Raw genomic sequence first — 18,503 nt, 5'->3', positions numbered from 1 at the left:
TGAATGGGGTGCTAGAACGGCACGGACGAGGTGATGGTCGCCGCCTGCGGGCAGCGCCGGCCGTGCTTTGCCTCGTGCTGGGTTCGGCCCTCGCCGGTTGCGGCGACATGAACCGGTTCCAGACCGCGGCGGCCCCACCGACCGTGGCGATGCCCAAGCCCAAGCCGGCCGTCGCGCAAACCCCCGCCACCGAGAAGGAGCACGAGCGCATCCTGGCGAGCTATGGCGGCACCTATGACGACCCCCGGCTCGAATCACTCGTCAGCAAGACCGTCGACCGGCTGGTCGCGGCGTCCGATCGCCCCGACCAGGGCTACAGGGTCACCATCCTCAATTCCGGCGCGGTGAACGCCTTCGCCCTGCCGAACGGCCAGCTCTATGTCACGCGCGGACTTCTGGCGCTTGCGAGCGATACGTCGGAATTGTCCTCCGTGCTCAGCCACGAGATGGCGCACGTTCTGTCCAAGCACGCAGCCATGCGCGAGGACCAGGCGCGCCAGGCCGCGATCGTCACCCGCGTCGTCACCGACATGAGCAACGATCCCGATCTCACTGCGCTCGCGCTCGCCAAGACCAAGCTCACCATGGCGAGCTTTTCACGCAATCAGGAGTTCGAGGCCGACGGCATCGGCGTCGGCATCTCCGCCAAGGCGCATTTCGACCCCTATGGTGCCGCGCGCTTCCTCTCGGCGATGGAGCGCAATGCCGAGCTCAAAGCCGGCAAGACCTCGCTCGATCCGCGCGCGCAGGATTTCACCTCGTCGCATCCGGCAACGCCGGAGCGTGTGCAGAACGCGCAGACCATCGCGCGGCAATACGCTGCGCCCGAAGGCGCCGAGCGCGACCGCGAAACCTACCTCGCCGCGATCGACAATCTCGTCTATGGCGAAGACCCCAGCGAAGGGTTTGTCCGCGGCCGGCGTTTCCTGCACCCGAAACTCGGCTTCACCTTCCAGGCGCCGGACAATTTCACGCTCGACAACACCGCGCAGGCGGTGATCGGCGTGCGCGACGGCGGCTCGCAGGCGATGCGCTTCGACGTCGTGCGGGTGCCGGCCGAGCAGTCGCTCGGCGATTACCTCAATTCCGGCTGGATGGAAGGCGTCGACAAGACCTCCACCGAGGACATCACGATCAACGGCTTTCCGGCTGCGTCCGCCACCGCCAAGGGCGACCAGTGGCAGTTCAAGGTCTATGCGCTGCGGTTCGGCAGCGACGTCTACCGCTTCATCTTCGCGGCACGGCAGAAATCGACCGAGAGCGAGCGCAACGCGCGCGAGACCGTCAACTCATTCCGCCGCCTGACACTCGAGGAGATCCAGGCCGCGCGCCCGCTGCGCATCAAGGTCATCACCGTGCAGCCCGGCGACACCGTGGAATCGCTCTCCCACCGCATGGCCGGCGTCGATCACCCCGCCGAGCGTTTTCGCGTGCTGAACGGCCTCGATCGCAACGCGCAGGTGAAGGTGCGGGATCGCGTGAAGGTCGTAGCGGATTGAGGCTGCCGTAGCCCGGCAAATTCCGCTGTCGTCCCGGACAAGCGAAGCGCAGATCCGGGACCCATAACCACAGGGTGCGGTTTGGCGAAGACTCGGAGTGGGGAGCCCCACGTCACACTGCTCCCTGGGGTTATGGGTCCCCGCGTTCGCGGGGACGACATCTGTCTTGTGTCAGCTGTTTGTGCCTACCGGCCCGCATCCATGTCGCCGGCCTCGCGCTGGCCGGCGAGCCAGAGTGCAAGCAAGGTCCAGAACGCGCCAGAGAGCAGATACGCACCCGAGGCGATGACGCCGAGATTGGTCGCAAGCAACAGAGCAACGAGCGGCGCGAAACCGGCGCCGAACAGCCAGGCCATGTCCGAGGTCAGCGCCGAGGCCGTGTAGCGATACGCCTGCTTGAAGTTCGAGGCGATCGCGCCCGAGGACTGACCGAAGGAGAGACCCAGCAGGATGAAGCCGATCACCATGTAGATGGTCTCGCCGAACGCGCCGGCATCGAGCAGCTGCGGGGCGAAGCCGCTATAGATCGCGATCGCGATCGCCGATCCCATCAAGAGCGACTTGCGGCCGACGCGGTCGGCGATGATGCCCGAGAGCACGATCGCGCCGACGCCGAACACGGCGGCGACGATCTCGATGATCAGAAAGCGCACCGGGCTTTCGCGGGTGAACAGGAACACCCAGGACAGCGGAAACACCGTGACCATGTGGAACAGCGCGAAGCTCGCCAGCGGCGCGAACGCGCCGAGCATGATGTTGTGACCTTCGCGGGCGACGGTCTCGGAGATGCGCGCGGGCTGGAGGTCGCGGGTCTCGAACAGCGAGGCATATTCCTCCGTCGTCACCATGCGCAGACGCGCGAACAGCGCCACGACGTTGATGGCGAAGGCGACGAAGAACGGATAGCGCCAGCCCCAGTCGAAGAAATCGTCGGCCGAGAGGTTGCCGGCGAAATAGGCGAACAGCGCGCTCGCCACGATCAGCCCGAGCGGCGCGCCGAGCTGCGGCACCATCGCGTACCAGCCGCGCTTCGAAGGCGGCGCGTTCAGCGCCAGCAGCGAAGCCATGCCGTCCCAGGCGCCGCCCCAGGCCAGACCCTGTGCGATCCGCGCCAGCGCCAACAGCCAGATCGCAGCAGCGCCGATGTCGTGATAGCCGGGCAGGAACGCCAGCGCCACGGTGGCGGTGCCGAGCAGGAACAGCGCCGAGACCAGCTTGGCCGTCTTGCCGTATTCCCGGTCGACAATCATGAAAATGACGGTGCCGATCGGACGGGCCATGAAGGCCAGCGCGAAGATCATGAAGGAATAGAGGGTGCCGGTCAGCTCGCTCGTGAACGGGAACACCAGGCGCGGAAACACGATCACCGAGGCGATCGCGAAGACGAAGAAGTCGAAGAATTCCGAGGTGCGGCCGATGATGACGCCGATGGCGATCTCGCCGGGACTGGCCTGGTCGTGGCCGTGCTCGCCCGAGTGGAGGTCTGCCATTGCGGGGGTCTGTGCCGTCGCCATTCGTGCGCCCTTAACGTCCTGAAAACCAAAGCCGACCGCCCGGCGGGGCGCCAGGCAATCCGATCCTGTCTGGCTCAACATTCCGCACTGCAACATTGGACAAATTGTCCAATGTCCGGATTGCTGCGCCGCAGCTACCCGTTGGCCCCGCAAAGGAAACTCATTCTCAAAGGCTCGGCCCGTGTCCCGTCTCAAGATCCTGGCGCTGCTACCCCTGGCGGTTGCGCTCAGCGGCTGCAACTACGTCGTGCTGGCGCCCGCCGGCGATATCGCGGCGCAACAGCGCGACCTCGTCATCATCTCCACCGTCCTGATGCTCCTGATCGTCGTCCCCGTGATGGCGCTGACGGTGCTGTTCGCCTGGCGCTACCGCCAGTCCAACACCGCGGCCCGCTACGAGCCGGATTGGGACCACTCGACCAAGCTCGAGCTGGTGATCTGGTCGGCACCGCTGCTGATCATCATTTGCCTGGGCGCGCTGACCTGGATGGGCACGCATCTGCTCGACCCCTATCGCACGCTCGGCCGCATCCATGCCGACCGCGCCGTGGACCAGTCCAAGGCCCCGCTCGAGGTCGACGTCGTCGCGCTCGACTGGAAATGGCTGTTCATCTATCCGGACTACGGCATCGCCACCGTCAACGACCTGGCAGCTCCGGTCGACCGTCCGATCAACTTCCGCATCACCGCGTCCTCGGTGATGAACTCGTTCTACATCCCCGCGCTGGCCGGCCAGATCTACGCGATGCCGGGCATGGAGACGAAGCTCCACGCGGTGGTGAACCATCCCGGCACCTACAAGGGCTTCTCGGCGAACTACAGCGGTGCCGGCTTCTCCGGCATGCACTTCAACTTCCAGGGCCTCGACGACAAGGGCTTTGACGCCTGGATCGCGCAAGCCAAATCCGCCGGCGGCTCACTCGGCCGCACCGAGTATCTCCAGTTGGAGAAGCCCAGCCAGAACGAGCCGGTGCGGCGCTATGGCACCATCGATTCCGATCTCTACCGCCTGATCCTCAACATGTGCGTCGAGACCGGCAAGATGTGCCAGAGCGAGATGATGGCGATCGACGCCAAGGGCGGTGCAGGCCATCAGGGCCTGAACAACACGTTGCCGCTGGCCTACGACAAGTACGCCCGCCGCGGCACCGCGCTTGGGCCGGAGCCGAGCTTCGTCGCCGGCACCTGCACGCCCGACGCGCCGCAGGGCAAGACCACCGCCTCCATCACGGCACCCCTCGACACCTCGCCCTTGCTCGGCGCGGGCCTGAAGCGGCCGGTCTTCACGCCGCTGAAGTCCTCGTCCTTCTTCCTCGGACAACGTCCGAAGTCAGACTCCTAAAGAGATCCCGCATGTCTCCTGATTTTCTCAAGCTCATCTTCGGCCGGCTCACCATCGAATCGCTGCCATTGCACGAGCCGATCGTCGTCGGCACCTTCGCGGTGGTGGCAACCGGCGGCCTCGTCATGCTCGCCGGGCTGACCTATTTCCGCCTCTGGGGCTACCTCTGGCGCGAATGGTTCACCACGGTGGACCACAAGCGCATCGGCATCATGTACATGATCCTCGGCATCGTGATGCTGCTGCGCGGCTTCGCCGACGCGCTCATGATGCGGTTGCAGCAGGCGCTCGCCTTTGGCGGCTCCGAAGGCTACCTCAACGCCCATCACTACGATCAGGTCTTCACCGCCCACGGCGTGATCATGATCTTCTTCGTGGCGATGCCGCTGGTCACCGGCCTGATGAACTACGTCGTGCCGCTCCAGATCGGCGCGCGCGACGTGTCGTTTCCGTTCCTGAACAATTTCAGTTTCTGGATGACGGTCGGCGGCGCGGTGCTGGTGATGGCCTCGCTGTTCATCGGCGAGTTCGCCCGCACTGGCTGGCTGGCTTATCCGCCGCTGTCGAACATCGGCTACAGTCCCGATGTCGGCGTCGACTATTACATATGGGGATTGCAGGTCGCCGGCGTCGGTACGACGTTATCCGGCATCAACCTGATCTGCACCATCGTCAAGCTGCGGTGCCCCGGCATGGGCATGATGAAGATGCCGGTGTTCACCTGGACCGCGCTCTGCACCAACGTCCTGATCGTCGCGTCCTTCCCCGTCCTGACCGTCGTGCTCGCGCTGCTCTCGCTCGATCGCTATGTCGGCACCAACTTCTTCACGAACGATTTCGGCGGCAGCCCGATGATGTACGTGAACCTGATCTGGATCTGGGGCCATCCCGAGGTCTACATCCTGGTTCTCCCCGCCTTCGGCATCTTCTCGGAAGTGACCTCGACCTTCTCCGGCAAGCGCCTGTTCGGCTACACCTCGATGGTCTACGCCACCGTCGTCATCACCATCCTGTCGTACCTGGTCTGGCTGCACCACTTCTTCACGATGGGCTCGGGCGCCAGCGTCAACTCGTTCTTCGGCATCACCACGATGATCATCTCGATCCCGACGGGCGCGAAGATGTTCAACTGGCTGTTCACGATGTATCGCGGCCGCATCCGCTACGAGCTGCCGATGATGTGGACGATCGCCTTCATGCTGACCTTCGTGCTCGGCGGCATGACCGGCGTTCTGCTCGCGGTACCGCCCGCCGACTTCGTCCTGCACAACAGCCTGTTCCTGATCGCTCACTTCCACAACGTGATCATCGGCGGCGTGGTGTTCGGTGCGTTCGCGGGCATCACCTACTGGTTCCCGAAGGCGTTCGGCTTCAAGCTCGATCCGTTCTGGGGCAAGCTGTCGTTCTGGTTCTGGGTCACCGGCTTCTACCTCGCCTTCATGCCGCTCTATGTGCTCGGCCTGATGGGCGTGACCCGCCGGCTGCGCGTGTTCGACGATCCGTCCCTGCAGATCTGGTTCATCGTTGCGGGCATCGGCGCCTTCCTGGTCTTCCTCGGCATCTTGTCGATGCTGGTGCAGTTCGCGGTCTCCTTCCTCAAGCGCGAGCAGCTCAAGGACGTCACCGGCGATCCCTGGGACGCGCGCACGCTGGAATGGGCGACCTCCTCGCCCCCGCCGGACTACAACTTCGCCTTCACCCCCGTCGTTCACGACAATGACGCGTGGTGGGACATGAAGAAGCGCGGCTACCAGCGTCCGCTCACCGGGTTCAGGCCGATCCACATGCCCAGCAGCACCGGCACCGGCATCATCCTCGCCGGCTTCGCCACCGCGATGGGATTCGGCCTGATCTGGTACATCTGGTGGCTTGCCGCTGCGAGCTTCATCGCGATGCTCGCCGTCGGCATCGGTCACACCTTCAACTATCACCGCGACTTCGACATTCCGGCCGACGACGTCATCCGGGCCGAGGACGCGCGTACCAAACTGCTCGCCGGAGCCAAGTAAATGACTGTCGCCGTCAATCCCACCCAGGCCGGTGAGCCGGTCTTCTATCTCGCCGACGAGCATCCGCATCCGGAAGGCTACAGCACCTCGCTCGGCTTCTGGATCTATCTGATGAGCGACTGCCTCATCTTCGCGATCCTGTTCGCCACTTTCGGCGTGCTCGGCGGCAACTATGCCGCCGGCCCTGCACCGAAGGACCTGTTCGACCTCGACCTGGTCGCGGTGAACACCTCGATGCTGCTGCTGTCGTCGATCACCTATGGCTTTGCGATGCTGACGATGCAGCAGAACAAGATCGCCCAGACCCAGATGTGGCTGGCGATCACCGGCCTGTTCGGCCTCGCCTTCATTGGCATCGAGCTCACCGAGTTCGCCCACATGATCCACGAAGGCGCGACGCCGCAGCGCAGCGCCTTCCTGTCGGCGTTCTTCACCCTGGTCGGCACCCATGGCCTGCACGTCTCCTGCGGCCTGATCTGGCTGGTGACGCTGATGGTGCAGGTCCAGAAGTTCGGCCTGATCGAAGCCAACCGCCGCCGCCTGATGTGCCTGTCGATGTTCTGGCACTTCCTGGACGTGGTCTGGATCGGCGTCTTCACCTTCGTCTATCTCCTGGGAGTTCTGCGATGAACACCGATACCCACACAGCCCACGCGGACGACCATCACCACGGCGACAGCTACGCCCACGGCTCGTTCTCGACCTATATGCTCGGCTTCGTGCTCTCGGTCGTGCTGACCGCGATCCCGTTCTGGCTGGTGATGAGCGGCGCACTGCCGAGCAAGCAGATCACCGCGCTCGTCATCATGGCCTTCGCGGTCGTGCAGATCGTCGTGCACATGATCTACTTCCTGCACATGAACACGACGTCCGAGAACGGCTGGAGCATGATGGCGCTGATCTTCACCATCGTCATGGTGGTGATCGCGCTGTCGGGGTCGCTGTGGGTGATGAACCACCTCAACAGCAACATGATGCCGATGCACCAGATGACGGGAATGAAGTGAGCGAGGCTCTAAATTGAGCGAGATCCGGACCGTGACCGGCAAGGCACAGGGCGCGCGGCGAAAGGCTGCGCGGCCGCCCTTGTGGCTCACGGTCCTCTCGCTCACGGCCTTCGTCCTTCTTATTGCGCTCGGCGTCTGGCAGATCGAGCGCCGCGCCTGGAAGCTGGCGCTGATCGACCGCGTCGAGCAGCGCGTTCACGCCCCGGCCCAACCAATCCCCTCGCCCGCGGTCTGGCCGGCGGTCTCCACCGCAAATGACGAATACAGGCACGTCAGCGTCGCCGGCCGCTTCCTGCATGACCGCGAGACGCTGGTTCAGGCCGTCACCGAGGAAGGCCCGGGCTATTGGGTGCTGACGCCGCTTCAGCGCAATGACGGCACGCAGGTCCTGGTCAACCGCGGCTTCGTGCCGTCCGAGCGGCGCGATGCATCAACGCGCCGGGACGGCAATCCGGACGGACAGGTCGCAATCACCGGCCTGCTCCGCATGACCGAGCCGAAGGGCGGATTCCTTAGGAACAACGTGCCTCAGCACAACCGCTGGTATTCGCGGGATATCGCCGCGATCGCGGCGGCGCGCGGTCTCGAAAACGTCGCGCCCTTCTTCATCGATGCCGACGCCGGATCACAATCCGGTCCAGGTCCCATCGGCGGATTGACCGTAGTCCGCTTTCCCAATAACCACCTGATCTACGCGCTGACGTGGTTTGCTCTGGCTTTCATGCTGGCGGGCAAGCTTTTCGTCACATTCGGCGGCGGGCTGTTCCGCCGCAAACGCTTCGTCCACGAACCGGATGGCGGCTCGGATGCCGTCGCCCGCAGGACGGGATCAGATGCTGGAACGATCGTCGAACAGACCTGAGGACGGGAAGGCGCATGACGCCGTCACGCTGCAATCGCAGGCGGACGCGCGCAGCGAGCTGATCGGCACGGCGCCGACCGACGACGAGACCAACCGCAAGAATATGGCGCTGCTGATCCAGCTGCGCTGGACTGCCGTGGTCGGCCAGATCGTGACCATCGGCGGCGTGCATTTTGGGCTCGGCATTCCCCTGCCATTGGAGCGGATGGGCGCAGTGATCGGCGCGCTGGTGCTGCTCAACGTCTCCAGCCTCGTCTGGGTGCGCCATCGCGCCGCGATCACCAACAATGAGCTTTTGGTCGCCTTGATGCTCGACGTCGCCGCGCTGACTGCGCAGCTCTACCTCAGCGGCGGCGCCACCAACCCCTTCACCTCGCTGTTCCTGCTCCAGGTGACGCTGGGCGCGGTCCTGCTCGATGCCCGCTCGACCTGGTCGCTGGTCGCGCTGACCTGCGCGAGCTTTGTCTGGCTGACGCTGGCCTACCGCCCGCTCGACCTGCCGCCGAATCCGCTGAGCGAGACCTACAGCCTCACCGTTGCCGGCATGCTGCTGGGCTTCGTGCTCAACGCCGTGCTGCTGGTCGTGTTCGTCACCCGCATCAACAGGAACCTTCGCGAGCGCGATGCGCATCTGGCCGCGCTGCGCCAGCATGCCGCCGAGCAGGACCACATCGTGCGCATGGGCCTGCTCGCCTCGGGCGCCGCGCACGAGCTCGGCACGCCGCTCGCCTCGCTCTCGGTGATCCTCAGCGACTGGCGCCGCATGCCCGATCTTGCCGCCGACCAGGAGCTCGCCGAGGACCTCGCGGAAATGGAAACCTCGCTCCAGCGCTGCAAGACCATCGTGACAGGTATCCTCGTGTCGGCCGGCGAAGCGCGCGGCGAAGGCTCCTCGCCGACGACGGTGACGGCCTTCGTCACCGCGCTGGTGGACGAGTGGCGCGACGCGCGCTCGGCGCGCACGCTCTATTTCGTCAACACTTTTGGCGAGGACGTCGCAATCGTCTCCGACATCGCGCTGAAGCAGGTGATCTTCAACGTGCTCGACAACGCCTACGAGGTCTCGCGCGACTGGGTCGAGCTCGTGGCCGAACGCGAGGGCGACAACCTCGTGCTGTCGATCAGCGACCGCGGCCCGGGCTTCGCGCCGGAGATGCTGACGCAGCTCGGCAAGCCCTACCAGTCGAGCAAGGGCCGCGCCGGCGGCGGCCTCGGCCTGTTCCTGGTGGTCAACGTGGTCCGCAAGCTAGGGGGCGGCGTCATCGCCGAGAACCACAGGAAGCGCGGCGCCACCGTCCGCCTGACGCTGCCGCTCGCCACGCTCGCGATCGGAGGAAATTTTGACGCCTGACCGTTCGCTCATCGTCGTCGAGGACGATGCCGGCTTCGCACGCACGCTCAAACGCTCCTTCGAGCGCCGCGGCTACGAAGTGGTGCTGGCGGCTTCGATTGAAGACGTCCGCCAGGCACTGGAGCAGCGATCTTTCGGTCATGCCGTGGTCGACCTCAAGCTCGGCGGCGCTTCGGGTCTCGCCTGCGTCGAGTTGCTGCACACGCACGATCCCGACATGCTGATCGTGGTGCTCACGGGCTTTGCCAGCATCTCCACCGCCGTCGAAGCGATCAAGCTCGGCGCCTGCCACTACCTCGCAAAGCCGTCGAACACCGACGACATCGAGGCCGCCTTCAACAAGGCCGAAGGCAACGCCGAAGTCGCGCTCGATACGCGGCCGACCTCGATCAAGACGCTGGAATGGGAGCGCATCCACCAGACCCTGATCGAGACGGATTTCAACATCTCGGAAGCGGCACGGCGGCTCGGGATGCACCGGCGCACGCTGGCGCGAAAGCTCGAGAAGCGGCCGGTGAAATAGGAGGGGGGCGCGTCGAAGCCCTCCTCCTCTCGCGACGCCTATTGGCCAAACCGCGCAATGACGTCGGCTAGCGCAATGTGGCCTGAGCAGCGTCCCGTTCCCGGGTCAGAGTCACCGTCCTCCAAAGCGGTGGCGTACACGACGGCAGGATCTGCTTCGAGGCGTTCTCGCAGGGCCGCCAGCTTTGGCCAGCGGCTCCTCTCCGCGACAGCGTGGAAATCGAGCCAGCGCGCCATACCTACCAGCAATGCTTCGGCGAGCGTCGGCCGGTCGCCGAGCAGGAATGCCCTCGTTTCAATCATCGCTTCGAGCTTGTCGTGGCGCTCGATCACCTTGGTCCTGCCAAGACCCCGCAGGGCCGACTTCACTGCAGGCTCCATCGCTTCGGCTTCCATTGCGACCCACAGCGGCGCGAAGGCGGCGGTGAAACCGGTATTCACGAACGCCATGAGCTGATGCATTCGATCGGCTTTCCGCGACAGGGGATCGAAGCTGATGCGCCGTTCGACATCCCTGACTTCGAGCCAAGCCGCGATAGCCATTGTTTCCGTCAACACCTCGCCTTGTTCGGTGATGAACACAGGCGTCTCATGTCGCGGGTTGATGCGAGCGTATGAGGCACTCCGCATCTCGCCGAGCATATCGACGCGACACAAACGATAAGGCTTGCCCAGCCATTCGAGTGCCGCAACAAGCCCCATGGAGCTTCCCTTCGGGAAGCCGTAGAGTAGAATTGGGTCCACGATCCATTCTCCGTGATTTCTGATGATCACGCTGCGCAGCGGTGCCCGAACCCTAGTCGCTCGTCGCATCAAGTAAATTACGCACTTTTTTGTAACCTGGAGGCGCCGATGAAGGATCTCGTTTCGAGATGTCCCATCGAGGAAGTGATGCAGATTCTGAGCGGTCGTTGGCCGACTCTTCTGATCTACTATTTGAAGCAGGGCACCAAGCGCTTCAGCGACTTGCGCCGAGACAATCCGACCATCTCACACAGGATGCTCGCGCTCGAGCTTCGCAAACTCGAGGACGCGGGTATCGTAAGCCGCACTGAATTTGACGGATATCCGCTGCGCGTCGAGTATGATCTGACCTCCGCCGGCCACGCGCTCGTGCCATTGATCGATGCATTGGGAAACTGGTGGTCAACGGTCGCGTCAGTAGCCGGCGGAAACGGCCACGAGACCGCGATCGGCTCGCCGCGCAGCGCATCCCCGATTTGATCCTGACGGAGCCAAGCAGACGCGTTCGATCGCTTGCCCGACCTGACACGTCGCCGAACGAGGATAGCTACCGTTGTCAAACAAAAAGCCCGGCCGAACGGCCGGGCTTTTGATTGCTTGCGCGGAACGAAGCTGCTTACGCGGCCTCGTCGGCGACGGTGGTGTCGTCGCCATCGGTATCGTCGGCCTCGCCCTCGGCATCCGTCTCGCCCTCGGCGGTTTCCGCCTTGGCGTTGCGGCGCGGGCTCTTGGCGAGCTGGGCCTCGATCTCCTTGACCGCTTCGGTCTCGGTCGAGTGCTGCACCACCGCGATCTCGCGGGACAGACGATCGAGCGCGGCTTCATAGAGCTGGCGTTCGCTGTAGGACTGCTCCGGCTGCGACTCCGAGCGATAGAGGTCGCGCACGACTTCCGCGATCGCGACGATGTCGCCCGAGTTGATCTTCGCTTCGTATTCCTGGGCGCGGCGCGACCACATGGTACGCTTGACGCGGGCGCGGCCCTTGAGCGTCTCCAGCGCCTTCTTCACCAGCGCGGGCTCGGACAGCTTGCGCATGCCGACGTTCGCGACCTTGGCGGTCGGAACACGCAGCGTCATCTTGTCCTTGATGAAGTTGATGACGAACAGCTCGAGCTTCGCGCCGGCGATCTCCTGCTCCTCGATGGCCAGGATCTGGCCGACGCCGTGAGCGGGATAGACGACGAATTCGTTGGCCTTGAAGCCCTGACGCTGGGTCACGACCTTCTTTTCCTCGACCTTCGGCGCAGGCGCAGCGGCCTTCACGGCCGGCTTGGCAGCGACAGGAGCCTTGGCAGGAGCGGCAGCAACAGGAGCCTTCGGCGCAGCGGGCTTGGAAGCGTGAGCCTTGGCAGTCACAGGCTTGGCAGCAGGCTTGGCAACGGTCGCCTTCGCGGCCGGTTTGGCAGTCTTGTGAGGCATTGCGCTTCTTTTGTTCTTCGAGGACTTTGCAGCCGGCGCCTTCGTCGCGGTCCGACCCTTGGATGCGCTACGGCTGGCCGCGGCGACTTTTTTGGCCTCCTTATGGGAAGCCCTCGCTGAAGTACTCTTTTTACGCGTTTTCTGTGACACAGCCTGCGCGCGGAAACTGCCACGCCCCTGTTCGACATTTGGTTTCACGGGAACCCAGCGGGGCCAACGGGGCTGACAGGGTTCGGCTTAATGTGCCCAATATAGCACATTTCCCGCAAAAATCAATGATTTAGGGGTCGTGAGGGCTGGTTTTCCGAGATCACGAAGGTATTAGGGTTAAGTTTGGGCGGGAATTAGTCCCCCGAGCCCGGGTTCGGAGAAAAATATTTCTCGAACTTGCCTTCCTGACCGTCGAATTCCTTGGCGTCGGCAGGTGATTCTTTCTTCTGGGTGATGTTCGGCCAGCTTTTGGCATAATCGGCGTTGACCGAAAGCCACTTTTCGAGGCCCGGTTCCGTGTCCGGCTTGATGGCGTCGGCGGGGCATTCCGGCTCGCACACGCCGCAGTCGATGCACTCGTCAGGATGGATGACGAGCATGTTGTCACCCTCGTAGAAGCAGTCGACCGGGCAGACCTCGACGCAGTCGGTGTACTTGCACTTGATGCAGTTTTCAGTGACGACGTAAGTCATCCAACGCTCCGAAAAGCTCTTTTAAAAGTCGCGGCTTGCGTAGCGCGGATGGCTCGGCGCTGCAAGGTCGAGGACGGCCGATCATGACGGCTTTATGTGTTTGATCGACCAAGAAATGAATTCAAAGCGCAATTAATTGCGCTTTGCTTCATTCAGCTCCTCGTAGAGCACACGGGCCGAGGCGGCATCGCCACGGCGCTCGTTGAAGCCGGTGACTTTCAACACCCGCACGGTGCGATCGAGTGCGACGGTGATGACGTCGCCGAGCTTGATCGCATGGCCCGGCGACTTCTCGCGTTCACCGTTGACGCGGACGTGGCCGGACTCGACGAGCTCGGCCGCGGAGGTGCGCGCCTTCACCACCCGCGCGTGCCACAGCCATTTGTCGATGCGCTGCCGCTCGGTCGTGGTCTCTATTCCTTCTGACGCGTTTTCTTCACGCGAACCGCTCCGCACTTCGCTTGAAAACGCTATGCTACTCCTTGCGACCGGACAGCTGCTCTTTCAACGCAGCGAGCTTGGCGAAGGGCGAGTTCGGATCGGCGGGACGATCGCGCTCGCGCGGGTTCGCGCTCGAGGCGTAGGGACGCAGCGAGGGACCGCCCTGGCGGTCGCGGCCCTTGTCGCGGTCGCGGCCACGATTGTCGCGGCCCTTGTCGCGATCGCCGCCGAACTTGCCCTTGTTGTCGCGGTTGCGATCGCGATCCTTGTTGTCGCGGTCCTTGCCCTGGAAGCTGCGATTACGATCGTCGCGGCCCTCGGGACGCGGCGCGCCTTCGCCGCCGCCTTCGCGCGGCTTGCGGAAGTCTCGGCCGCCGTCGCGACGATGACCGCCACCGTGACGATGACGCTCGCCCCGCTTCTCGCCATCGGCGGCCTGCGCAGCTTCGCCCTCGGCGGGCGCGGCGCCAGCCTCAGCACCGACCTGCGGACGCTGATTGTGGTGACGCTGGTGGCGATGACGTTCGTGACGCGGCTTGCGATCCTCGTGACGGCCGCCGGGTCGCCAGACCTCGACCAGCTCGGGCTCGGCGGGCGTGGCCGCAGCTTCTACCGGCGCAGCGGCATCGGCGGATGCAGCAGCTTCCGTTGCGGCAGTCTCGGCGGGAGCAGCTTCAAGGCCAGCAGCCTCCGTGGGCGCAGCGGCTTCTTCTGCCGGCGGCGCGATGCCGGGAGCATCTTCCGGCGTGACGGGAGCCTCGGGCGATGCTTCGAGCGCCGACTCTTCCTGCGCGGGCTCGTCGTGCTGCTCCATGCCGGGCGCGTCTTCGACGGTCACAGGCTCGGCGGCGGCTTCGATCGCGGTGTCTGCAGGCGCAGCCGTTTCCTCAGCCGGCGTTTCTGCGCTGGCCTCGGCCGGAGTCTCGGCAGCCGGCGTCTCGGCAACAGCAGCCACCGGCTTCACCGGCAGCGGCGGCCGCTTCTCCATGCGATAGCCGAGCGCACGCAATACGGACGCAAAATCCTCGCCGGCCGAACCGGTAAGCGAGGTCATCGCCTGCGTCACGACAAAACTGCGGCCGTCGAAGGCGCCGGCGGGCTTTTCGCCGGGCGAGTTGTCGCGCCAGGCCAGCGCCGGGCGGATCAGGTCGGCCAGGCGCTCCAGGATGTCGACGCGGACGGCGCGCTCGCCGGCCTGCTTGTAGCCGAGCACGCGATAGGCATCGCGCGGCAGCTGCTTGTCGACCGGGAACGAGGTGCGGCCCGAAGATGCCAGATGCTGCGCGCCGGACAGCGCGGACGGATCGACATTGTCCTGCTTCAGCGCCCACAGCAGCGCCGCGAGCGCACGCGCGGCAGGCTTCAGCAGGCCGGGGAAATAGAGGTGATAGGCGCCGAAGCGGACGCCGTATTTGCGCAAAGTGGCGCGCGAGGGCTGGTCGAGATCCTTCAGCTCGTTCGCGATCTTGGGACGCTCCAACACGCCGAGCGCCTCGACGAGCTGATAGGCGATGCCGCGGGCGATGCCGGTGACGTCCTCGGCCTTCGACAGCTCGAACATCGGTCCGAGCAGCTTTTCGATATGGGTCTTGAGCCAGAGCTCGAGCCGCGCCTGCACCTTCTCGCGGGGCGCACCGGTCAGGCGCTCGTCCGAGATGATGCGGATGCGCGGATGCAGCGCCTCCTCTGCGGCGGACAGCCGCGCCACGGCGTCGCCGGTCCAGCGGATGGTGCCTTCCGAGGTCAGCACGAACTGATCGTCCGGCGCGCTGCCCAGTTTTTCGGCGCGCGCGTTGATCTCGCCGGCGAGCACCGCTTGCGCTGCAGCCTGCAAGGCTTTCGCATCGGAGCCTGCTTCCGCAGCGTCCGGTGCAAAGGTGAAGCCATCGAGACGGCCGATGACATGGCCTTCGACGATGACTTCGCCGGTCTTGCCGATTTCAGTATTCAAGCTCGTGTTCTCCCGCAGGCGGCGCATCAATACACTGGTCCGGCGATCAACGAAACGCTCAGTCAAGCGTTCATGGAGCGCATCCGATAATTTATTTTCGACCTCGCGGGCGATCCCCTGCCAGCGTTCGGGGTCTTTCAGCCAGTCCGGGCGGTTGGCGACGAAGGTCCAGGTGCGAATCTGCGCGATCCGGGCCGACAGCGTGTCGATGTCGCCGTCGATGCGGTCGGCCTGGTCGATTTGGGCCGCAAACCAGGAATCGGGGATGCAGCCCTTCTGCATCAGGAAGCCGTACAGCGTCGTCACCAGTTCGGCATGGGCCGCGGGCGACAGTTTTCGGTAGTCGGGGACCTGGCAGGCCTCCCAGAGCCGCTCCACGGCGTCCTTGCCGTGTGCGACATCGCGCACCTCGACGTCGCGGGCGGCGTGGTCGAGCACGCGCATGTCTTCCGCGATCGGCGCGCGCGTCAGGGCCTCATGGCCGGGGGCGAGGTTGAGCGACACCTGGAGCGCGCCGAGCGAGGAGAAATCGAGCTTCGAATTGCGCCATTGCAGCATCTTGACGTTGTCGAAGGTGTGGTTCTGGAGCGCATTGACGAGTTCGGGCTCGAACGGCGCGCAGCGGCCGGTGGTGCCGAAGGTGCCGTTGCGCGTGGCGCGGCCGGCGCGGCCGGCGATCTGCGCGAATTCGGCCGGCGTCAGGCGGCGGAACTGGTAGCCGTCGAACTTGCGGTCGGAGGCGAAGGCGACGTGGTCGACGTCGAGATTGAGGCCCATGCCGACCGCGTCGGTGGCGACGAGGTAGTCGACGTCGCCGTTCTGGAACATCGCCACTTGTGCGTTCCGTGTGCGGGGCGACAGCGATCCCAGCACCACGGCGGCGCCGCCATGCTGGCGGCGGATCAGCTCGGCGATGGCGTAGACCTCGTCGGCCGAGAAGGCGACGATGGCAGTGCGGCGCGGCTGGCGCGTGATCTTGCGGTCGCCGGCAAATTCGAGCTGCGACAGGCGCGGCCGCGTGATCATGGACACGCCGGGCAACAGCCGCTCGATGATCGGGCGCATCGTGGCCGCGCCCAAGAGCAGCGTCTCGTCGCGACCGCGGCGGTTGAGGATGCGGTCGGTGAAGACGTGGCCGCGTTCGAGATCGGAGGCGATCTGGACCTCGTCGACGGCGAGGAAGGAAACGTCGAGGTCGCGCGGCATCGCCTCGACGGTGGAGACCCAATAGCGCGGGTTCTTCGGCTTGATCTTCTCTTCGCCCGTGATCAGCGCAACGGCCTCGCTGCCAACCCGCGCGGCGATCTTGTTGTAGACCTCGCGCGCCAGGAGGCGCAGCGGCAGCCCGATCACGCCCGAGGGATGCGCCAGCATCCGCTCGATGGCGAGATGGGTCTTGCCGGTGTTGGTCGGCCCGAGCACCGCAGTGACGCCGGCGCCAGGCACTCGCTCGGAAGCGAAGGGGGAGGAGGAGAAGGGCATCTGGGTGATTAGGTAGTGCCGATTTGGGCGAATGTCAGTGCTGTTTGGGGTGTGTTGGGGGCTGGGGCCTGTCAGCCATGTCTCCGAACGCTCTGTCGAAGTCGCCGCCCCCGCTGTCATGCCCCGGCTTGACCGGGGCATCCAGGGCGGATTCAACCGCTCGTCGCAACACCCTGAACAAGGAGGTTGCGATGGAGAGCCGTGCGCGAGCAAGTCGTCCTCAAGAGGCCCGACGAGAGGATTGTAGACGGTTCTGGGCTGCGATTGCCTCGGGGCGATCGAGCGAAGATGCTGCGGTTGAGGCCGGGGTATCGCCTTCGGTTGGAGTGCGCTGGTTCCGGAGGGCGGGCGGCATGCCGCCAACACATTTGTCACCGTCGTCAAGGCTTCCATCGGAGCGCTATCTCTCGTTCGCCGAGCGCGAGGAGATCGCCATCTTGCGTGTGCAGGGTCATGGGGTGCGAGCCATCGCTCGTCAGCTTGATCGAGCTCCCTGCACGATCTCTCGTGAACTCCGTCGTAATGTGGCGCGCCGCCACGGCGCCCCACAGTACCGAGCAACCACGGCACAATGGCACGCTGATCGGTCCGCCCGACGGCCCAAGCCGGCGAAGTTGGCGATCAATCCGCCCCTGCGGGATTACGTGCAGGACAGGCTTGCCGGTATGATCGCCAAGCCGGACGGGGAGCTCCTGGCTGGCCCGAAGGTCGTGTGGAAGGGACGCCGGGCTGTGCATCGGCAAAACCGGCGCTGGGCCAGGGCATGGAGCCCGGAACAGATTTCTCGGCGACTTCGGCTGGACTTTCCCGAGGATGAGACGATGCGCATCAGTCACGAGGCGATCTATCAGGCACTTTATGTGCAGGGTCGAGGAGCTTTGCGCCGCGAACTGACGGCCTGCTTGCGCACCGGGCGGGTGTTGCGGATGCCGAGGGCGCGCGTCCGCAAAGGCAGAAGCTTCATTCCTTCCGAGATCATGATCAGTCAACGTCCGGCGGAAGCCGCCGATCGAGCTGTGCCGGGCCACTGGGAAGGTGATCTCATTATGGGTCTTGGAAGTTCCGCGATCGGCACCTTGGTGGAGCGCACGACCCGCTTTACCATTCTGCTGCATCTGCCGCGTATCACAGGCCATGAACAGGAAGCTCGCGTGAAGAACGGACCTGCACTCGCCGGACATGGCGCTGAGGCAGTGCGCGACGCCATCACCCGCGCAATCGTCAGCATGCCCGAACAGCTGCGTCGATCGCTGACCTGGGATCAAGGAGCTGAACTGGCTCAGCATGCACGCCTGAGGATCGATGCAGGCCTGCAGGTCTACTTCTGTGACCCTCATAGCCCATGGCAGCGCGGCACCAACGAGAACACAAATGGGTTGCTGCGCCAGTACTTTCCAAAAGGGACCGATCTTAGCCTGCACAACTCTGGTGATCTCGAGGCCGTGGCTCTCGCACTCAACACCAGGCCCAGGAAAACCCTCGGCTGGAAAACACCGGCCGAAACTCTCGACCAATTGCTACAAGTGAACGATACACAGGGTGTTGCGACGAGCGGTTGAATCCGCCCAGTACGCCGCGGCCCGTCCGCTCAACCACAGCCGTCTCGGCGTACTGGATCGCCCGGTCAAGCCGGGCGATGACACCGAGAGTGTGGGAGCAGCTTCGAAACATCCCGC

At 64.6% G+C, this 18,503-nt stretch carries 16 protein-coding genes; 10 read left to right on the top strand and 6 right to left on the bottom strand.

What is annotated here, in order from left to right:
- Positions 1-107: 107 nt before the first annotated feature.
- The gene (locus I3J27_RS03095; RefSeq protein ID WP_270165073.1) at positions 108-1,499 is read left to right on the top strand and encodes a M48 family metalloprotease; all 1,392 of its coding nucleotides are present in this window, start codon (positions 108-110) and stop codon (positions 1,497-1,499) included.
- Positions 1,500-1,684: 185 nt separating this feature from the next.
- Here the strand turns inward: I3J27_RS03095 and I3J27_RS03090 are convergent, their stop codons facing one another.
- Positions 1,685-3,013, bottom strand: a complete 1,329-nt coding sequence (locus tag I3J27_RS03090) for an MFS transporter (protein WP_270165071.1) — start codon at positions 3,011-3,013, stop codon at positions 1,685-1,687.
- Between the two features lie 181 nt (positions 3,014-3,194).
- On the opposite strand from I3J27_RS03090, the gene cyoA reads away from it, so the two are divergent.
- The 7 genes from cyoA to I3J27_RS03055 are packed head-to-tail and all read left to right on the top strand — an operon-like array spanning position 3,195 to position 10,107.
- Positions 3,195-4,355: a ubiquinol oxidase subunit II gene (gene cyoA, locus I3J27_RS03085; protein WP_270165069.1), complete on the top strand. Its 1,161-nt coding sequence runs from the start codon at positions 3,195-3,197 to the stop codon at positions 4,353-4,355.
- Positions 4,356-4,366: 11 nt separating this feature from the next.
- Positions 4,367-6,364 carry a cytochrome o ubiquinol oxidase subunit I gene (cyoB, locus tag I3J27_RS03080; protein WP_270165067.1) on the top strand — a complete coding sequence of 666 codons (1,998 nt, stop codon included), beginning with the start codon at positions 4,367-4,369 and terminating at the stop codon, positions 6,362-6,364.
- On the top strand, positions 6,365-6,994 hold the full coding sequence (gene cyoC / locus I3J27_RS03075; RefSeq protein WP_270165065.1) for a cytochrome o ubiquinol oxidase subunit III: 630 nt from the start codon (positions 6,365-6,367) through the stop codon (positions 6,992-6,994).
- On the top strand, positions 6,991-7,371 hold the full coding sequence (cyoD, locus tag I3J27_RS03070; protein WP_270165063.1) for a cytochrome o ubiquinol oxidase subunit IV: 381 nt from the start codon (positions 6,991-6,993) through the stop codon (positions 7,369-7,371). The genes cyoC and cyoD overlap by 4 nt, the downstream gene beginning before the upstream one ends.
- A gap of 13 nt (positions 7,372-7,384) precedes the next feature.
- Positions 7,385-8,233 (top strand): SURF1 family protein, encoded by an 849-nt coding sequence (locus I3J27_RS03065; RefSeq protein ID WP_270165061.1) that lies wholly within the window; start codon positions 7,385-7,387, stop codon positions 8,231-8,233.
- On the top strand, positions 8,205-9,584 hold the full coding sequence (locus I3J27_RS03060) for an ATP-binding protein (protein WP_270165059.1): 1,380 nt from the start codon (positions 8,205-8,207) through the stop codon (positions 9,582-9,584). The genes I3J27_RS03065 and I3J27_RS03060 overlap by 29 nt, the downstream gene beginning before the upstream one ends.
- Positions 9,574-10,107 carry a response regulator transcription factor gene (locus I3J27_RS03055; RefSeq protein ID WP_270165057.1) on the top strand — a complete coding sequence of 178 codons (534 nt, stop codon included), beginning with the start codon at positions 9,574-9,576 and terminating at the stop codon, positions 10,105-10,107. The genes I3J27_RS03060 and I3J27_RS03055 overlap by 11 nt, the downstream gene beginning before the upstream one ends.
- 38 nt (positions 10,108-10,145) lie before the next feature.
- Here the strand turns inward: I3J27_RS03055 and I3J27_RS03050 are convergent, their stop codons facing one another.
- Positions 10,146-10,850: a glutathione S-transferase family protein gene (locus tag I3J27_RS03050; protein ID WP_270165055.1), complete on the bottom strand. Its 705-nt coding sequence runs from the start codon at positions 10,848-10,850 to the stop codon at positions 10,146-10,148.
- A 108-nt stretch (positions 10,851-10,958) separates the two neighbouring features.
- Here I3J27_RS03050 and I3J27_RS03045 point away from each other — a divergent pair, with 108 nt between their 5' ends.
- Entirely contained in the window at positions 10,959-11,330 is a 372-nt protein-coding gene (locus tag I3J27_RS03045; protein WP_270165053.1) for a winged helix-turn-helix transcriptional regulator, read from the top strand.
- A gap of 136 nt (positions 11,331-11,466) precedes the next feature.
- Here the strand turns inward: I3J27_RS03045 and I3J27_RS03040 are convergent, their stop codons facing one another.
- The 4 genes from I3J27_RS03040 to I3J27_RS03025 all read right to left on the bottom strand — a co-directional run bounded on the left by I3J27_RS03040 (position 11,467) and on the right by I3J27_RS03025 (position 16,827).
- Positions 11,467-12,270, bottom strand: coding sequence for a CarD family transcriptional regulator (locus tag I3J27_RS03040; RefSeq protein WP_270165051.1), 804 nt, complete (start codon positions 12,268-12,270; stop codon positions 11,467-11,469).
- A 344-nt stretch (positions 12,271-12,614) separates the two neighbouring features.
- On the bottom strand, positions 12,615-12,953 hold the full coding sequence (fdxA, locus tag I3J27_RS03035; protein ID WP_211376938.1) for a ferredoxin FdxA: 339 nt from the start codon (positions 12,951-12,953) through the stop codon (positions 12,615-12,617).
- A 132-nt stretch (positions 12,954-13,085) separates the two neighbouring features.
- Positions 13,086-13,316 carry a S4 domain-containing protein gene (locus tag I3J27_RS03030; RefSeq protein ID WP_270173025.1) on the bottom strand — a complete coding sequence of 77 codons (231 nt, stop codon included), beginning with the start codon at positions 13,314-13,316 and terminating at the stop codon, positions 13,086-13,088.
- A 112-nt stretch (positions 13,317-13,428) separates the two neighbouring features.
- Positions 13,429-16,827 (bottom strand): helicase-related protein, encoded by a 3,399-nt coding sequence (locus I3J27_RS03025; protein ID WP_270165047.1) that lies wholly within the window; start codon positions 16,825-16,827, stop codon positions 13,429-13,431.
- Between the two features lie 191 nt (positions 16,828-17,018).
- Between I3J27_RS03025 and I3J27_RS03020 the strand changes: the two genes are divergently transcribed.
- Complete coding sequence (locus I3J27_RS03020) at positions 17,019-18,386, top strand: IS30 family transposase (protein WP_270160737.1); 1,368 nt, start codon at positions 17,019-17,021, stop codon at positions 18,384-18,386.
- The last annotated feature ends 117 nt before the right edge of the window (positions 18,387-18,503 follow it).

The sequence above is a fragment of the Bradyrhizobium xenonodulans genome (genome assembly GCF_027594865.1).
Classification (GTDB): domain Bacteria; phylum Pseudomonadota; class Alphaproteobacteria; order Rhizobiales; family Xanthobacteraceae; genus Bradyrhizobium; species Bradyrhizobium xenonodulans.
The sequence above is the reverse complement of the archived record's forward strand: the minus strand, read 5'-3'. Positions and strand labels throughout refer to the sequence as shown.